The sequence below is a fragment of the Virgibacillus sp. M23 genome (genome assembly GCF_034190895.1).
GTDB lineage: Bacteria > Bacillota > Bacilli > Bacillales > Amphibacillaceae > Virgibacillus > Virgibacillus salarius.
Window position 1 is genome coordinate 1 of the sequence record NZ_JAWDHA010000148.1, and the last position, 681, is coordinate 681.

1 protein-coding gene and 1 pseudogene are annotated in these 681 nt (G+C 47.7%); both read left to right on the forward strand.

What is annotated here, in order from left to right; all coding sequences use genetic code 11:
- On the forward strand, positions 1-548 hold a 548-nt coding region (locus RVS70_RS21700), incomplete at its 5' end, for an aminotransferase class III-fold pyridoxal phosphate-dependent enzyme (protein WP_321134795.1).
- Positions 538-681: pseudogene (locus RVS70_RS21705) on the forward strand (8-amino-7-oxononanoate synthase); the annotation flags it as partial. The gene RVS70_RS21700 and the pseudogene RVS70_RS21705, both read left to right, overlap by 11 nt.

Here is a 681-nt window from a genome sequence, read left to right on the forward strand (position 1 = left end):
AGCGCGAGAATGTCCAGCCTGATCTGATGGCTGCAGGTAAAGGCATTACAGGAGGCTATTTGCCAATTGCCGTTACGTTTGCCACGGAAGACATCTATAAGGCATTCTATGATGATTATGAAAACCTAAAAACCTTTTTCCATGGCCATTCCTATACAGGCAATCAGCTTGGATGTGCGGTTGCGCTTGAAAATCTGGCATTATTTGAATCTGAAAACATTGTGGAACAAGTAGCGAAAAAAAGTGAAAAGCTCCATGTCCTTCTTCAAGATCTGCGTGCTCTTCCTCACGTGGGGGATATTCGGCAGCTTGGCTTTATGTGCGGTGCAGAGCTTGTTCAGTCGAAGGATACCAAAGAGCCTTATCCGGCTGATCGGCGGGTTGGATACAAAGTTTCCTTAAAAATGCGAGAGCTGGGAATGCTGACAAGGCCGCTTGGGGACGTGATTGCATTTCTGCCTCCTCTCGCCAGTACAGCTGAGGATCTCGAGGAAATGGTTGCCATTATGAAACAAGCGATCCATGAGGTTACGAGCCTTGAAGATTGATTCATGGCTGAACGAGCGGTTAGACAGAATGAAGGAATCCGGCGTACAACGTAACCTGCGGTCAATGGATGGAGCTCCGGTTCCGGAGAGGAACATTGATGGCACGAATCAAACGGTCTGGTCCTCAAACTAT